Source organism: Pseudomonas canadensis, from assembly GCF_000503215.1.
GTDB lineage: Bacteria > Pseudomonadota > Gammaproteobacteria > Pseudomonadales > Pseudomonadaceae > Aquipseudomonas > Aquipseudomonas canadensis.
Window position 1 is genome coordinate 174,796 of sequence record NZ_KI628539.1, and the last position, 14,088, is coordinate 188,883.

The 14,088-nt window shown below is 56.2% G+C and carries 8 protein-coding genes; all 8 read right to left on the reverse strand.

Going from position 1 to position 14,088, the window contains the following annotated elements:
* Positions 1–912: an ABC transporter permease subunit gene (locus U367_RS0123545; RefSeq protein ID WP_003188486.1), complete on the reverse strand. Its 912-nt coding sequence runs from the start codon at positions 910–912 to the stop codon at positions 1–3.
* Positions 913–922: 10 nt separating this feature from the next.
* Complete coding sequence (locus tag U367_RS0123550) at positions 923–1,933, reverse strand: ABC transporter permease subunit (protein WP_017739471.1); 1,011 nt, start codon at positions 1,931–1,933, stop codon at positions 923–925.
* Positions 1,934–2,009: 76 nt separating this feature from the next.
* Entirely contained in the window at positions 2,010–3,608 is a 1,599-nt protein-coding gene (locus U367_RS0123555) for an ABC transporter substrate-binding protein (RefSeq protein ID WP_028618823.1), read from the reverse strand.
* 80 nt (positions 3,609–3,688) lie between these two features.
* Positions 3,689–5,083 (reverse strand): OprD family outer membrane porin, encoded by a 1,395-nt coding sequence (locus U367_RS0123560; protein ID WP_028618824.1) that lies wholly within the window; start codon positions 5,081–5,083, stop codon positions 3,689–3,691.
* Positions 5,084–5,253: 170 nt separating this feature from the next.
* Entirely contained in the window at positions 5,254–6,858 is a 1,605-nt protein-coding gene (locus U367_RS0123565; RefSeq protein WP_028618825.1) for an ABC transporter substrate-binding protein, read from the reverse strand.
* Between the two features lie 304 nt (positions 6,859–7,162).
* Positions 7,163–8,791 carry an ABC transporter substrate-binding protein gene (locus U367_RS0123570; protein ID WP_028618826.1) on the reverse strand — a complete coding sequence of 543 codons (1,629 nt, stop codon included), beginning with the start codon at positions 8,789–8,791 and terminating at the stop codon, positions 7,163–7,165.
* A gap of 258 nt (positions 8,792–9,049) precedes the next feature.
* The gene (locus U367_RS0123575; RefSeq protein ID WP_028618827.1) at positions 9,050–10,651 is read right to left on the reverse strand and encodes an ABC transporter substrate-binding protein; all 1,602 of its coding nucleotides are present in this window, start codon (positions 10,649–10,651) and stop codon (positions 9,050–9,052) included.
* Positions 10,652–10,796: 145 nt separating this feature from the next.
* Positions 10,797–13,493: a hypothetical protein gene (locus U367_RS0123580; protein ID WP_236639989.1), complete on the reverse strand. Its 2,697-nt coding sequence runs from the start codon at positions 13,491–13,493 to the stop codon at positions 10,797–10,799.
* Positions 13,494–14,088 lie beyond the last annotated feature (595 nt).

Sequence of the window (14,088 nt, forward strand, 5' to 3'; positions counted from 1 at the left end):
TCAGGCGGCGTTCTTGAGTTTCGGGTCCAGCGCATCGCGCAGGCCGTCGCCCATCAAGTTGATTGCCAGCACGCTGAGCAAAATGGTCAAACCAGGCAGGCTCACCACCCACCAGGCGCGTTCGATGTAGTCACGGGCCGAGGCCAGCATGGTGCCCCACTCCGGGGTTGGCGGTTGTACGCCAAGGCCGAGGAAGCCCAGGGCCGCGGCATCGAGGATCGCCGAGGAGAAGCTCAAGGTGGCCTGTACGATCAGCGGCGCCATGCAGTTGGGCAGCACGGTGATGAACATCAGGCGTGGCAGGCCGGCGCCGGCGAGGCGGGCGGCGGTCACGTAGTCACGGTTCAGTTCGCCCATCACCGCAGCGCGGGTGAGACGGACGTAGGACGGCAGCGATACGATGGCGATGGCAATCACGGTGTTGATCAGGCCAGGGCCGAGGATCGCGACAATGGCGACAGCCAGCAGCAGCGACGGCAGGGCCAGCATGATGTCCATCAGGCGCATGATGGTCGGACCGAGCAGGCGCGGGAAGAACCCGGCGAACAGACCCAGCAGGATCCCCGGAATCAGCGACATCACCACCGACGACAAACCGATCAGCAACGACAGGCGCGAGCCCTGGATCAGGCGCGACAGCAAGTCACGGCCCAGTTCGTCGGTGCCGAGCAGGAATTGCATCTGCCCACCCTCCAGCCAGGCCGGCGGGGTCAGCAGGAAGTCGCGGTACTGCTCGCTTGGGTTATGCGGTGCAACCCACGGGGCAAAGATCGCGCAGAACACGATCAGCAACATGAACAGTAGGCCGGCAACCGCGCCTTTGTTCTTGGAGAAGGCTTGCCAGAATTCTTTGTACGGGGACGGGTACAGCAGGCTTTGATCGACTGCTGACACTTGAGTAGGTGTGGTCATGGTCATGATCTCAGCGCTGGTGACGGATGCGTGGGTTGGCGAAGCCGTAGAGGATATCCACCACGAAGTTCACCAGGATCACCAGGCAGGCGATCAGCAGGATGCCGTTCTGCACCACCGGGTAGTCCCGCGCGCCAATGGCTTCGATCAGCCATTTGCCGATGCCGGGCCAGGAGAAGATGGTTTCGGTCAAAACCGCGCCGGCCAGCAGGGTGCCGACTTGCAGGCCAACCACGGTCAATACCGGAATCAGCGCGTTACGCAGGCCGTGCACGAACACCACACGCGCCGGCGACAGGCCCTTGGCCTTGGCGGTGCGGATGTAGTCTTCGCGCAGTACTTCGAGCATCGACGAACGGGTCATTCGCGCGATCACCGCCAGCGGGATGGTGCCCAGCACGATGGCCGGCAGGATCAGGTGGTGCAGGGCGTCGAAGAAGGCGTCCGGCTCGTCAGCCAACAGGGTGTCGATCAGCATGAAGCCGGTGCGTGGCTCGATGTCGTAGAGCAGGTCGATCCGCCCGGAAACCGGGGTCCAACCCAGGCTGACCGAGAAGAACATGATCAGGATCAGGCCCCACCAGAAGATCGGCATCGAATATCCCGCCAGGGAGATGCCCATCACCCCATGGTCGAACAGGGATCCTCGCTTGAGTGCCGCGATCACCCCGGCCAACAGGCCCAGGATACCGGCGAACAACAGGGCGGCCATGGACAGTTCCAGGGTCGCGGGGAAGAGGGCGGTGAATTCAGTCCACACGCTGGTGCGGGTACGCAGTGATTCGCCAAGGTCGCCCTGGGCAAGTTTGCCGACGTAATCCAGGTATTGCGCATACAGCGGCTTGTTAAGGCCAAGGCGTTCCATTGCCTGTGCGTGCATCTCGGGGTCGACGCGCCGCTCGCCCATCATGACTTCGACGGGGTCGCCAGGGATCATGCGAATCAACGCAAACGTGAGCAACGTTATGCCGAAAAACGTGGGGATCAGTAACCCCAGTCGGCGGGCAATAAAGCTAAACATCTTGTCGTGTACCTCAATCAGCCGGTTAGGCAGGTTCGGCACCGTCAGTGTCGACGGTGCCGAGCGTTTTTCTTATTTACTTCACCTGGGTGGTGGCGAAGTTATTTGTAGTCAGAGGGCTTTGGGTATAACCCTCGACGTTTTTACGCATGGCGGTGAACATTTTCGGGTAAGCCATGGGAATCCACGGTTGGTCCTTGTCGAAAACGTCCATTGCTTGTTCATAGAGTGCAGCGCGCTGGGTGGGTTCAGCGATGGCGCGCGCCTTGTCGATCAAGTCTTGAAACTCCTTGTTACACCAGCGGGCGTAGTTTTCGCCGTTTTTCGCCGCATCGCAACTCAAGTTAGGGGTGAGGAAGTTATCCGGGTCCCCGTTATCCCCCGCCCAGCCGGCGGAGACCATGTCATGTTCGCCATTCTTGGCGCGCTTGAGCATTTCGCCCCATTCCATGACTTTGATGTTCACTTTCAGGCCGATTTGCGCCAGGTCCGCCTGCATTCTCTGGGCGCCGAGCATCGGGTTGGGGTTGGTCGGGCCGCCGCCGTTGCGGGTGAACAGGGTGAACTCGGTGCCTTCCGGTACGCCGGCTTCCTTGAGCAGGGCACGGGCCTTGTCCAGGTCACGGGGCGGGTTCTTCAGCTTGTCACTGAAGCCCAGCAGGGTTGGCGGGTAAGGCCCGGTGGCGTCGATCGCGTTGCCTTTGCCGTACAGGGATTCGTTGTAGCCTTTCTTGTCGAACGCGATGTTGATCGCGTGACGCACCCGCGCGTCGCTCATGTACTTGTGGGTGGTGTTCAGGGCGGTATAGGCGGTGGTCATGGCTGCCAGTTCCGCCACCTTCAGGTTCGGGTCGGCCTTCATGCTCGGCACGTCATCCGGTTTCGGATACAGCGCGATCTGGCATTCGTTAGCCTTGAGCTTTTGCAGGCGCACGTTGTTGTCGGTGGTGATGGCCAGAATCAGCGGGTCTGCCGGCGGCTTGCCACGGAAGTAGTCCGGGTTGGCCTTGAAGCGCACCTGGGCGTCTTTCTGGTAGCGGGTGAAGATGAACGGGCCGGTGCCGATGGGCTTGGCGTTCAGGTCATCGGTCTTGCCGGACTTGAGCAACTGGTCGGCGTATTCGGCGGAGTGAATCGAGGAAAACGCCATGGCCAGGTCGGCCAGGAACGGTGCTTCAGGGCGGGTCAGGGTGAAGACCACGGTGTGGTCATCGGTCTTCTCTACGCTCTTGAGCAGTTCCTTGAAACCCATGCTTTCAAAGTACGGGTAGCCCACGTTGGACTTGTTGTGCCACGGGTGGTTCGGGTCCAGCTGGCGCTGGAAGCTCCAAAGTACGTCGTCGGCATTCAGGTTGCGCGTGGGTTTGAAGTAGTCGGTGGTGTGGAACTTGATGTCGTCACGCAGGTGGAAGGTGTAGGTCAGGCCATCGGCGCTGATCTCGGGCAGGCCTTTGGCCAGCGCGGGGATCACTTCGGTGGTGCCGGGCTTGAAGTCCACCAGGCGGTTGAACATGGTCTCGGCGGCGGCGTCAGCGGTCACGGCCGTGGTGTACAGGACCGGGTCAAAACCTTCCGGGCTGGCTTCGGTGCAGACCACCAGTGGTTTGGCCGAAACGCCGATCGCCACGCTCAACAGCGCGGCAGCCATGGCGGCTTGTAGTGGGAGCAATTTCATTCGGAGCCCTCTGCAATCGATGGGACCAGACAAGCGTAAACGGCGAGCTCGTCCTGAGCCCGCCGTCTAGCTGGCGCTAATTAAAGGATGTTGAACGGAACAGTGGTCACCAGACGGAACTCTTTGATGCTGCCGTCCGATTGGAACTCGCTGCCACGGTGCTCAACATACGTTGCGCGCACGGTAGTGGCCTTGAGCGGGCCGCTCTGGATGGCGTAAGAGCCACCGATACCGTATTCCTGGTGTTTTTCACCGTCTTGTTTCTGGATGCCGTCGTAGGCGAACTTGGCCCGGCCATTGTTGCCGGTGTAGTGAGTACCGTCGATGTCCCAGCCGCGCGCCGAGTAGATGTTGAACTTGAGGCCTGGCACGCCGTATTCGGCCATGTTGATGCCGTAGGCAACCTGGAAGGATTTCTCGTTCGGACCGTTGAAGTCAGAGGTCAGGGAGTTGGCCAGGTAGATGCCGTTGGTTTCGTGCAGGTAGTCGAAGTACTCGTTACCGTTCACTTGCTGGTAGGAGAAGGTCAGGCTGTGAGCCTGGTGGGCCAGGCCCAGGGACAGGGAGAAGGTATCGTTGTCGATTTCCCCCATCTCTTTTTTGCCTTCATCGACCGTCTTGTAGTAGTTGAAGCCGGTGGTCAGCGCCAGTTGCTGTGCATCACCCAGTTCGTGGGTTGCGCCGAAGTAGTACTGGTTCCAGAAGTCCTTCACGTTGGCGCCGAAGACGCTGACTTTCAGGCTTTTCAGCGGCTGGTAGTTCAGGCCCAGGGTGGACACCTTGTCGGTTTCCGCGCCATTGCCGTATTCGCTACGGAATTTCGACAGGCTCTGTTCGCTACGTGGCGAAACGCGGTCAAACACGCCGCCCTGGAACGACAGGTTGCTGAACTCTTCGCTGTTGAAGCTCACACCTTCAAAGCTCGAAGGCAGCGCACGGTTGCCGATGGTGTCGACGATGCCGCTGCTGAAGTTCTGACGACCGGCGGTCAACGTGGTGTTCGACACACGGAACTGCACGTTGGCCAGGCCCAGTTTGCTCCATTGGCCGACTGCATCACCGTCGGAGTCCGCCAGGGTACGGTTGGAACCGCCTTTGATATCACGCTTGCTACGGTCTAGGACCAGTGCGTTGTAGACCGCCAGTTCCGTCTTGACGCCTACGGTGCCCTGGGTAAAACCCGAGCTGGCGTTGATGATGGTGCCTTGCACCCAGTTGGTACGGTTACGGTCGGTCAGGGTTTGGCCGTGCTTCTTGTACTCGAAGGTGCCGCCACGGTATTTGCTTTCGTGGGAGTACCAGTTGCGGGTAGTGCCGCCCAGGCTGAAGTCTTCGATAAAGCCTTTGGCTTCGCTTTGCGCGCTGGTGCCGGCCAGTGTGGTCGGCACGAAGTCCTGGCTGACGGATTCAGCGTAGGCGGTGGCCGTGATGCTGCTGATGGCCAGGGCCAGAAGCGCTTTGCTGCTCAGTTTCATTGATGAAGCTCCTTTGGTTCTCTTTTTAATGCCGGTCTTTTTTGGTGATCCGGCTATTGGGTGTGTAACTCGTTCAAGCTCATGCAAACGTTTGGCGTAGGGAAAATCCCAACAAAAGGCCGCGCGTTTGCAGCAAGGCGGGGGTCGCCCTGCGCAATCCGGTTATTTTCTTATGGGGTGATACTGACGCCCGAGAACACGTTGCGGCCGAAGGGGCTGACCTTGAAACCTTCGACTTTGGCGCTTAACGGCTGGTTGACCGTCGAGTGGGCGACTGGCGTGATCGGCACCTGCTGCTTGAGCAGTTGCTGCGCCTGTTTGTAGAGAACAGTCCTTTGTTCGCGGTCGGTCACGACCTTGGCTTGCTTGATCAGCTTGTCGTACGCCGGGTCACACCACATGGAGTAGTTGTTCCCGCCAATGGCGTCACAGCTGTAGAGGGTGCCCAGCCAGTTGTCCGGGTCACCGTTGTCACCGGTCCAGCCGATCAGGCTTACATCGTGCTCACCGTTCTTGGTGCGCTTGATGTACTCGCCCCACTCGTAGCTGACGATCTTGACCTTGAGGCCGATCTTGGCCCAGTCGCTTTGCAGCATCTCGGCCATCAGCTTGGCGTTGGGGTTGTACGGACGTTGTACCGGCATCGCCCACAGGGTGATTTCGGTGCCTTCTTTCACGCCGGCGGCCTTGAGCAGTTCCTTGGCTTTTTCCGGGTTGTAGGCGGCGTCCTTGATGCTGTCGTCGTAGGACCACTGCGTCGGTGGCATGGCGTTGACCGCCAATTGCCCCGCGCCCTGGTACACGGCGTTCAGGATGCTCTGCTTGTTCACCGCCATGTCCAGCGCCTGGCGCACTTCGAGCTGGTCGAAGGGCTTGTGGCGCACGTTGTAGGCGATGTAGCCCAAGTTGAAGCCGGGCTTGGTCAGCAGTTGCAGGTTCGGGTCGGCCTTGAGGGCATCGACGTCAGCCGGGCGCGGATGCAGGGTCACCTGGCATTCGCCGGCCTTGAGCTTTTGCACTCGCACCGAAGCGTCGGTGTTGATGGCGAAGATCAGTTGGTCCAGTTTGACCTTGCTCGGGTCCCAGTACTGTTTGTTGGCCACATAGCGGATCTGTGAATCTTTCTGATAGCGCTGGAACACGAAGGGGCCAGTGCCGATCGGCTTCTGGTTGATATCACTCGGTTTGCCATCCTTGAGCAACTGCTCGGCGTATTCGGCCGAGAGGATCGCGGCGAAGCTCATGGCGATGTTCTGGATAAACGCGGCGTCGACCGTGTTCAGGGTCATCACCACGGTGTGCGGGTCGGTTTTCTCGACCTTGGCAATGTTCTTGTTCAGGCTCATCCCGTTGAAGTACGGAAACTCGGTGGGGTAGGCCTTGCGAAACGGATGGTCGGCGTCAAGCATGCGGTTGAAGGTGAACAGCACGTCGTCGGCGTTGAAATCCCGCGTTGGCTTGAATTCCTTGTTGCTGTGGAATTTCACCCCTTCGCGCAGGTGAAAGGTGTAGGTCAGGCCATCTGGCGAAATATCCCACTTGGTTGCCAGCGCAGGTACGACACCGGTCTCGCCCTTTTCAAACTCAACCAGGCGGTTGTACAGCGGTTCGGCCGCATCGTTATCGGTGGCGGTGGTGTATTGCGCGGTGTCAAAGCCTGCCGGGCTGCCTTCCGAGCAGAACACCAGGCTCTTTTTGTCGGCGGCATAGCCCATCGTGGCCGCAGCCAACAGGCTGGTGCCAAAAATTGCGGATAGAACGGTGGTATGGCGCATGACGATCCCGATCCTTGTTTGTAATTGTCATCAGCGAGCAACCCCCCTGGCGTACGGCCAGGGGAACATCACTGATCCCACACGCAGCAAGTGCCTTTCCGTGTTAGCAGCCTCTGCTGTCCTACGACGTTATGGGTCTCGGACTTCGCAGTAAATGCGCCAAATCGGATTGACCTTGTAGGCAACGGCGTCGCGCTTCGCAGTTCATTGCTGTAGGACGCAACGATTACGGGCGTGGTCTGTTTCCTACGGTCCAGGCGGATGCAATAACGGCGACGTTAGGAAACGTCGCCGTCAATGATCCTTACTTGCCGCTGACGCTCACGCCGTAGAAGGAGTTCAAGCCAAACGGGCTGATCTTGAAGTCCTGCACGGTGGAACGCATGGGTTGATACACCGTCGAGTGCGCGATAGGTGTCATCGGGACAGCATCTTTGAGGATGTGTTGCGCCTGCTTATACAGCTCGGTGCGTTTGGCGACGTCCGACGTAGCCTTGGCTTCTTTTACGATGCCGTCGAATTTCTTGTCGCACCATTTGGAGAAGTTGTTACCAGACAGCGAATCACAGCCGAACAGCACGTTCAGCCAGTTGTCCGGGTCACCATTGTCACCGCTCCAGCCAATGATCATGGCCTGGTTCTCGCCACCTTTGGAGCGTTTGATGTACTCGCCCCACTCGTAGCTGGTGATCTTCACGTTGAGACCGATCTTCTTCCAGTCGTTCTGCAGCATTTCAGCCATCAGCTTGGCGTTCGGGTTGTACGGACGCTGAACCGGCATGGCCCACAGAACGATTTCGGTCCCTTCCTTGACGCCGGCTTCCTTGAGCAGCGACTTGGCTTTCTCAGGGTCGTACTTGGCGTCCTTGATGGTGGTGTCATACGACCATTGGGTCGGTGGCATGGCGTTGACGGCCAGTTGGCCGGCGCCCTGGTAGACGGAGTCGATGATTTGCTGCTTGTTCACCGACATGTCCAGCGCCTGGCGTACGCGCAGGTCAGCCAGTGGGTTTGGCTGGTCGCTGCCCTTGATCTTGTCCATGACGTTGTAGGCGATGTAGCCCAGGTTGAAACCGGCTTGGTGCGGCAGTTTCAGGTCCTTGTCATCGCCCAGCGCCTTGAGGTCGGCTGGACGTGGGAACAGGGTGATCTGGCATTCGTTTTTCTTCAGCTTCTGGATACGCACCGACGGGTCGGTGGTGATGGCGAAGATCAGGTTGTCGATCTTCACGTCGTCAGGTTTCCAGTAGTCCTTGTTGCCGGTGTAACGGATGTTCGAGTCTTTCTGGTAGCTCTTGAACACGAACGGGCCAGTGCCGATCGGCTTCTGGTTGATGTCGGCAGGCTTGCCTTCCTTGAGCAGTTGGGCGGCGTATTCAGCCGACTGGATCGACGCGAAGCTCATCGCCAGGTTCTGGATGAAAGCGGCGTCCACGGTACCAAGGGTGAACTTGACGGTGTGTTCGTCGACTTTTTCGATGTTCTTGATGTTGGTGTCCATCCCCATGTCCGTGAAGTACGGGAACTCGGTGGGGTAGGCTTTGCGGAACGGATCGTCTTTGTTGATCATGCGGTTGAACGTGAACAGCACGTCATCGGCATTGAAGGTACGGGTCGGCTTGAAGTACGAGGTGGTGTGGAACTTGACGCCATCACGCAGGTGGAAGGTGTAGGTCAAGCCATCCGGGGACACGTCCCAGCTGGTGGCCAGCCCAGGAATCACAGCGGTGCCGCCGCGTTCGAACTGGGTCAGGCGGTTGAACATGGTTTCGGCCGAGGCATCGAAGTCTGTTCCGGTGGTGTACTGGCCTGGGTCGAAACCGGCCGGGCTCCCTTCGGAGCAGAACACCAGGTTAGTCGCCGCTTGGGCGAAAGGAGCTGCGGCCATAAGGCCAGCGCTAACAATTAACGGAATGACTGCGTGTTTAAGCATGTTGGCCTCATGATTTGTTGTCATTTTTGGTGGTGAGGGCGACCTCGTGAGTCGGCCTGCGGATACTTATGCAGGCGCCATACCCATTGCAAGATGCTGAACCGTTGCGAGGGTGAAACAGTGGTACGAACGTACAGGAATGTCGCAATTATGAAAGTTTGTACATATTTGCGCATATTTCGAGGGTTTTTTCGGTGCAGAAGGCGCACCAAAAATGACCAACCGAGGCGTCTAGCGCACTCGGTTGGGGCGTTGCTGTTACTTATCTAGACTCACGCCGTAGAACGGTGTCAGCCCAAAGGGGCTGATCTTGAAGTCTTTCACTTCCTTACGCAGCGGCTGGAAAACCGTCGAGTTCGCAATAGGCGTTATAGGTACTTGTTCCTTAAGGATTTTCTGAGCCTGTTGATACCACTTGATGCGCTGCTCGCGGTCATTGCTGACCTTGGCTTGCTGCACCAGCTTGTCGTAGGCCGGGTTACACCATTTGGCGTAGTTGCTGCCCTTGACCGCAGCACAACTGTAGAGCACGCCGAGCCAGTTATCCGGGTCACCATTGTCGCCGGTCCAACCATAAATCATGGCGTCATGCTCACCGTTTTTGGCCCGCTTGATGTACTCGCCCCATTCATAGCTGACGATATTGGCCTTGATGCCAATCTTTTCCCAATCCTGCTGGATCATCTGTGCCGACATCCGCGCGTTCGGGTTGGAGGCGCGTTGCACGGTCATGGCCCACAGGTTAATGGTAGTGCCGGGTGCAACCCCTGCTTCTTTTAGTAGCGCTTTGGCCTTTGTCGGGTCGTAGGGCGCGTCCTTAATGCTAGGGTCATAAGACCACTGCGCAGGCGGCAATGCGTTTTGCGCCAATTGTCCGGCGCTCTGGTACACGGCCTTGATGATTGCCGGCTTGTCGATCGCCATGTCCAGCGCCTGGCGCACCTTGAGCTGGTCCAACGGCGGATGGGTCACGTTGTAGGCCAGGAAACCCAGGTTGAAACCGGCTTGTTGCAGTACACGCAGGTTCGGGTCCTGTTTCATCACCTCGATATCCGCAGGGCGCGGGTAGCCGCTGACCTGGCATTCGCCGGCCTTGAGCTTTTGCAGGCGCGACGCCGCATCTGGCGTGATGGCGAACACCAGGTTGTCGAGCTTCACATCTTCGGGTTTCCAATACTGTTTATTGGCCACGTAGCGGATCTGCGAATCCTTCTGGTAGCGCTTGAACACAAACGGCCCGGTGCCTACCGGTTTCTGGTTGATCTCTTCGGCCTTGCCTTGCTTGAGCAGTTGCGCGGCGTATTCGGCGGACTGCACCGAGGCGAAGCTCATGGCCAGGTTCTGCACAAACGACGCATCGACGTTGTTCAGGTTGAAGCGCACGGTGTGTTCGTCGAGTTTGTCGACGCGCTTGATCGTGGTGTTCAAGCCCATGTCGGTGAAGTACGGCGACTCGGAAGGGTAGGCCTGGCGAAACGGGCTTTGCGCATCCAGCAGGCGATTGAAGGTAAACAGCACATCATCCGCGTTGAAGTCGCGGGTAGGGGTGAAGAAATCGGTGGTGTGGAACTTGACGCCATCGCGCAGGTGGAAGGTGTAGGTGAGGCCGTCTTGGGAGATGTCCCAGCTCGTCGCCAGGCCAGGTTCGACTTCGGTGCCGCCGCGCTTGAACTGGGTCAGGCGGTTGAACACGGTTTCGGCCGAGGCATCGAAGTCGGTGCCGCTGGTGTACTGGCTGGGGTCGAAACCGGCAGGGCTGGCTTCGGAGCAATAGACCAGGGTGCTGGCGGCGTGGGCCATTGGCATAAAAGCCAGTAGACCCGCGGCGAGGAGGAGCGGTTTTAAGGCGATTCTTTCCATGGAGACCCCTGAAGTGGCAGGCCTGTATAAACGGCCCAAACGAAAACGGCGGTCACGCAGGTTACCGCCGTTCTGGTTTGTCAGGTAGGGGGAGTTCTCACTTGCGATGTCGGTCTCCTCCCACTCAATGCAGTCCAGTATGTGTTCATATATGTGTTGGAGTAGTTATTTCTAGTTGGGTGGGGGCGGATCTGTCGATTGTGTAAGCATTACCCTGCAACTCATTACTTTCACGTATTGTGAATATTCGCGTGCTGGTTATATCTAAATCCCGATTGGGAACCATGCCGTCTTCTGTTTGGAGTTTAAGCACCCATTGGGTAGTGGCCTTGACAGTGTGAGTATTGAGTGCCGGATCATATTCTATCGTAAAATATTTTCTGCCTGCAGAAACGCTGTAGTCCTCTTTCAACGTGGGTGGTGTTAGTTCTACGAAGGCCGGGAACGAAGCCCCTTGGTGAGCAACTTCTGATATACGGGCTCTAAGCTCAGCGTCCGGAATCGTCTCTTCAAATCTTTCAAGCCTTCTTTTTATGGTTTCATCCGCTGACGCTGATTTAAAATCCAGTTCAATTCGTACGGTATTGCCGTTTTCTCTTTTTATGATCGAGTACGTTTCTCGATTCAAGTCAGGCGCAAAGCTTGTAGAGTACCCAGTGTCGGGTTGGGCTTTCTCACCTTCTGTAACGGCGAAATTACCGTCATCGATAACCCAGGAAATGCTGAGCTTTCTTTTTATTTTTGAACCTTCCTCATATACGTCGTCGTTGAATGCATATTGTTTGTTTTCATCTAAATTCAAGTAGTCGTCAAACTTTTCGGCACCGGAAATTTTCGAGCCTTTGGAATCAATAAAGCGTTCTGAGAACTTTGGAGTTTTTGTTGATTCATGACTGGGAGTTGGCGAAGCAGTGTGTTGCCATGGCCATCTCGCTCCACCTTCTTCCCCTCTTCTATTCCATACACCCATTTTGTCAGGTTTGGCAATAATAGTGCTGCTCACCAACTTTGATCGGTCTTGCGGGTCTGGTACACGAAGCAAGAAATGCTCCCCGTCCCCACCATCAGGCTCATAGGCGGCCAAATACGTTTTCCCTTTATACTGCACTTCTTGCATCCCTGGATAGAATGCAGAGGGGGTGGGAGTAGGATCTACTTTAGGCACGTCCTGCGTTCCGACTGACGCGGCATCGGTATCGTTCGACGTTTTGGGCGCGTGTGCGAGCTCAAAGTCGCGCGTCTCTGAATTGTAATTCCAGCGGTAGTTCTTAGCGGTGGCAGAGGCGGTGGGTGGTTCGCCTATCCCAGCCTCTACCCCAACAGGTGCAAGTTCATGCGCCAATTGCAAGCCTGATATCACCGCTGCGGCATTGCCGCCGACGCGATCATTGGCGGTCATGCCATAGATGGAATAATGGATACCGAAGACAAGATTTCCCGTGTTGCCGACGAGGGGTATGTAACCAAAGGTATTGCCCCACAAGTCCTTCGCGAACTTCCAGTTTTGTTGCGATGAACCAAATACCTCGGTCTGGTCGGACCATACTGCGTTTTTGGCATTCACTTCCTGATATTTGCCTTCAAGACCGGAGCCCAGATTGCCGAATTTCAACAGATAAGCGCTACCTCGCGACTCAGTATAGTTAAATGTCTCCCTCACTGGCACCGCTTTATCGGCGAGGAGGCTGGAGCGTCCTTGGTAGGTGGCATGTGGGTCTACAATTAAATTATTGAGAACATCACAGGCCTTTGGCCAATGAACATCGTGGCCGCCTTGCCTGTCTCTGGCGTTAAAACTGCGCTGCAAATTATCTCGGTTGTTTTTTGCCCAGTTGGCAAAATCGCTGTCACCCTGTATCTCATGGGCTGCGCCGTTCTTCAAATCCAGCATCACGCCCTTATTGGGTCTATGTTCATCATTACCATCAAAGGGGGTGTAGGGAATAAATGCATAGCCTGACAGCGGGTAGCCATAGATATTGGGGATAATGACTTGTCCACTCGTTTGCAGTGTGTGCTTTACGGCCTGTTGCCCAGCAGAACTTAGCTTTTCAAAACTATCTTTATTATTTGCCAGGCTCTGCAGAATTCCACGTACAACATAGGCGTCTGCTTGCCCCGAGCGTTTCGTCAGTGCTCCCGAATCGTCCCGCATGGGCTTTGATACTTCATTTTCCCATTGATTTTGAAGGTTCTTACCCTGCGCCTCCAAGTCCGCGACCTTGCTCCGGTCTTTATTCTCAATTTCCATAAACTGGAAGTCGATCGGTCCCCCTCGCTCTACTTTGTCGTGTGCAAGAGCACCCGCCGCAATTTCCCATGCAAAGTAAGTGCGTTTGTCGGTGTTTGTCAGTGTTTCGGGTTTTCCCTTCCCTACGTAGGAAGTGAAGGTGACCGTGATTTTTTCATGCGGGTCGTATCCAGCCGCCAGCAACCCGCCGCTAAAGTAACCAGCAGGTTCGAGGAACTGACGAACCTTCTGGAATTTGATATTGCGTTCGCCTTCGCTACCGCTTTCTATGTTATTGATCTGTGATACAACACGACCGGAATAGGCATCAATACGCTGCGTCCGTTCCTGTTGTGTATAGTTCGGTGTGGGCGCGGAAGTGGTGGCCGATCCATAAATGACCTCCTTGGAGAAATCAAGTTCGTTCTCCGGTGCAGGGGCTGCAATCGGTTTTCGATCCACTGAAACGCTCGCCGCTATCGAATGAGTATTTTTTGCTAAAGGCGAGGCATCAACTTGCCACTTGTAACGATTATGTGCGGGAGCGAGGGTGGTTGGTATTGGAGTGCTGGTGACTGCAAGTGGCGGTAGGGATGATAGATGATTATTCATTATCGGCTCATTAAATTATGGGTTTCATGAGGTTAAATATTTGGCGCGTTGTATCATGATGCGTTGGTTTATTTTGCGATTGCGCCATCCATAGCCATAGTTGCGTCAAGCCGAATGTTATTTTCGTATTCAGCCAAGGCTGTTTGGATTTATTGGTGACTTTGATTTATGAGTGGATTCTTAATGGTTGGGTGGTTGCGTAAGTAGTAATGGTTCCGCTTTATGCCTTTGATAAAAACGGGAATTTCATTCCTGATATGTATAATGCCGGATGTGACGTACCGACAGTAATAAAAAAAGGCGCAAGCCCGTGGGGGCGCCTTTGCCCTGTTTAAAAAAGGTGCTGTAATATTTTGATCACGCCGTCGATGCTCAGGGAGATGCAGTCTCCGGTCGCCTCTACTCATAAATATAGTTTCAAGGCTGAGGGGTGAATGTCACAGGCTTATAGGTGAAGGCCCACCACTTAAGTGGGTTCCGATAGGGGGTGGTCTTCGCCGGTCTGAAACGTGCAATTTTTTCATCTCATTAATGACATATTTCTCAGTCTCGACTTTAGCGAATTTTGTGTTAGTAGAATTAAGTGAGGTGCCTT